Below are 3310 nucleotides of genomic sequence, written 5' to 3'. Positions count from 1 at the left end.
CGGAGACGGATAATTCGCCGCCTAATGCCGCAATCCGTGATTGATACGATCGTATGCCCGTACCGCCATGAAGCGGTGGGACTGATGAGACGTCCATCGTATCGGTCGGCGATTCAGCCGATGATTTGTCCGATGATTCGGCCGGCGAATTAACCGGCGATCCAGCTGGTGATGACTTTTGGGTGTTCGACGGGGTGCTTGACGGGGCGTCCAATAAGATCGGCGATGCGTTCGACGGGGTGCCCGCCGAAATCGGTGAAATGTCTGGCGGGATGTTCTGCCGACAATCCGGGCGAGGCGAATCGCTGACGCCGATATGCAAGGTGATGCCGTCGCTTCTTGCGGTAAGGACATATCCTTTTGCAGGGTCGGCGTATTTGAGCAGGTCGCCGAATATCTCCCGGATCAAGCCTTCTACGAGCGCGGCCGTGGTGCCGGGCATCGTCACGGTCCCCATGCTCGGCGCGGCAATGATGCCGCTGATGCCGACATGGTCGAGTTTCCCCTGCCCCTGATTGAGCAATGCCGCGATATCGATTGCCGTCCTGCCGGCATTGCCGCTGGTCGAGCCTGTGCCGCCACTGAAGCGCGTTTCGCGGGATTCGGCGTCCGCCGCCTGCAGGGTCGTGATGGCTGTGCGCGTGTATTGCAGCGCTTCGGTGATGCTTTGCCGTATTTCGGCCAACGAATCGGTGCGGCTTCCCGTGTCCGCAGGATGCTCCTTTTCCGCATCCGCAGAATGCTCTTGCGCCGCTTCCAAAGTATCGATTTGCCGCAATACGTATGCCAGATCATTGCAGACGACATCATGCAGTTTCCCGGCGATCATTTCCTGACGGCGATGCAGGCCTAGTTGCGAAACGGCGTGGTTTCGGTCTTGGTATAGCCGAAACACGAATCCGCCGCAGGAAGCCGTCAGGAACACCAGACTCATAAGCACGGTGCCTTCCAACGATGAAACCCTGATGAAGAACAGTGTCAGGGCGGAAGCCAAGCATGTGCTCAAAGCCAGACGGAACCGCAGATATCCCAGAGTGGCGGCTGCGGTCAATACCGCGAAAACATAGGTGTATGGCAGATTCCATGGCACGTAGCGTTCCGCCGTCCACAGAAGAATCATGGCTACCGAAGCGGTCTGCGGGTGCAGACGGAAAAATACCAGCGTGCCGATATCGCAGCAGATGGAAAAACCGATATAAGGAGAGTTCCACTGGAATCCAAAGCCGGGAATCGCGATATTCGCGATGTAAAGAAGACCGCAAGTCAGCGTGATGCCGGTAAACGTCTTGCCAAACGCAGGCCGCGTATTTTCATCATGATGACCGCGATTGCCTGATCTACGCGGAATGGCATCGAAGTGCGGCAGCGATTGTGGCAGACGCATCACAAGAGATCGTATTTTTTGCACGCTTTGATGGCCTCCAAACGATTTTTCACGCCGAGTTTTTGTGCGATTCTATGCATATACGTGAATACGGTATTGGCGGTGACTCCGAGCTCCGAGGCGATTTCGGCGGTGCTGGCATCATGCGCATAGCGGCGGAGTACCTGCAGCTCGCGTGCGCTGAGTTGCTGAAGTGAGGATTGATTCCGGGTTTGCCGCGCCAGCTTGTCGTGCGCCTGTGCGGTGGTCATGAACACCGTCGGATCGGAACTTTCGCCCTTGGCCACGACAGGCAGCAGGTTTTTCAAATCGGCGGCAAAACGTTCTTTTGCGACAAGGGCCTGTGCGCCGGCCTGCGCCAGATCGTCGATATATTGCTTGGGATCGTATGCTGTGACTCCGATTATGCCGATTGAGGACGTGCGCTTCCGTATCTGCGTGCATACGGATGGCCCTGATGCGTCGCTCAATGCCATGTCGAGAATGAGAACATCGGGTTTATGCGTTCCATATAGGCACCGGTGAAGCGCTTCCGCGGCGGATGACGTCTGCCAGATGATATGGATTGATGGTGCACTGTTCTCAATCCATTGGGCAAGGGATCTCGCACTCCAGGGATCATTATCCAAAACGGCGACTGTAGTAGGTGCATTCACATTAGCGAATACACCCTTGCCGACGGTTTTGTGGCGAATTCCGCTATTTTCCCGGGCGGGATACGGCCCTGCCGGAGGCGCTTTCTTCGTTCTCCTGCGGGGTCAAGTTTTTCTTGACAACCATTTCATTTGACGTTCATAGGAGCATATGTTGAACGGTACCTTCTCTGATGGGAGCGAATGGAGGGGAACATGGCAAAGAGGATTCTTGCGGTATTGGGTTTGATCATGCCGTTGGTTGTTTCGTATATCATCGTCGCCGCGCTGGAATCTTTGGATGCGGTGTATCCCATAGGAACCACGACGTTCGTTTCTGTGGATTTTTCGAGGTCCAAAGCACAGAAGACGGATATTGTCGCGGCGTTGGATGCGTTGCCATACCGCAAAGGCGAATTCGGCGCGCTTTCCAAAACGAAAATGACTTCTGCGGCGGATTCCTCATCGGATCCCGCGGTTTCGGGACTCTTCGTTTTTGGAGATGAATCGCAGGCTGAGCGAGATCTGTCGAAGCATCAATATGGAGGATCCCGCTCCGTCACATTGTCGTCTTTGTCCGATTTGGCGGATGCGAGTATCTCCGGAGCGTATTCGTTCTCGGATGCCGATATGAGAAACTCATTCGAGAAACTGGTGAAAACCTATGACGGCGCCATCGTTAACGATGGACGCCGGGTTTCGAATGCCGATGTGTTCGGATTGCTGTCCGACAACCAATCGGGCGCGTTTGGCATTGTCGTGCTTTGTGTGGCGATATGTGCGACGGGTTGGTCGTGGGCGGGCAACCGGGAGAGGCTCCATTCGATGCTTATCCTGAACGGCGTTGGCAATGGGCGTATTCTCTATCAAGACATCGTTGATTTCTCGAAAATTTGTCTGTCATGGTATTGCTTAGGCGGAATAGGCGCTTCTGCGGTCGTTCTGCTGACCCATGCGGTGAATTCCGTTGCCGAGTATTGCAAAGCTTATTTATCGGTAGCTGCGGGGCTTGCGCTGCTGTTTGTCGTGGTGATTGCGTTGTTCTCGTCGCTCACGATGCCGTCGATTCGGCAGTTGGCCGCGCGCCATACCCTGTCCAGGCGACTGCTATGTGGACAGCTTGCATGGAAATTCATTTGCGCGGTGCTCGCCTTGGTCGCCGGTGGAACGTCCTCGTATGCGTTCATGGCCGCTTCGCAGCAGTTGGATTCCGCCAGGCGGTGGCAACATTTGGATGCTGTGGTTTCTGTGGAGACCCTTGCCGATCCGGCGAATTCAAGCGCGGAAGTAGGCA

3 protein-coding genes are annotated in these 3310 nt (G+C 55.4%); 1 reads left to right on the top strand and 2 read right to left on the bottom strand.

What is annotated here, in order from left to right; all coding sequences use genetic code 11:
• Both B3C64_RS03810 and B3C64_RS03805 read right to left on the bottom strand, forming a co-directional pair.
• Window positions 1–1384: hypothetical protein (locus B3C64_RS03810; protein WP_291533847.1), on the bottom strand; the 1384-nt coding region annotated here is incomplete at its 3' end.
• Window positions 1384–2040 (bottom strand): response regulator transcription factor, encoded by a 657-nt coding sequence (locus B3C64_RS03805; RefSeq protein ID WP_291533846.1) that lies wholly within the window; start codon window positions 2038–2040, stop codon window positions 1384–1386. The genes B3C64_RS03810 and B3C64_RS03805, both read right to left, overlap by 1 nt.
• A gap of 192 nt (window positions 2041–2232) precedes the next feature.
• Here B3C64_RS03805 and B3C64_RS03800 point away from each other — a divergent pair.
• Window positions 2233–3310: hypothetical protein (locus B3C64_RS03800; protein WP_291533845.1), on the top strand; the 1078-nt coding region annotated here is incomplete at its 3' end.

Source organism: Bifidobacterium sp. UBA6881 (genome assembly GCA_002451435.1).
Taxonomy (GTDB): Bacteria; Actinomycetota; Actinomycetes; order Actinomycetales; family Bifidobacteriaceae; genus Bifidobacterium.
The sequence above is the reverse complement of the archived record's forward strand: the minus strand, read 5'-3'. Positions and strand labels throughout refer to the sequence as shown.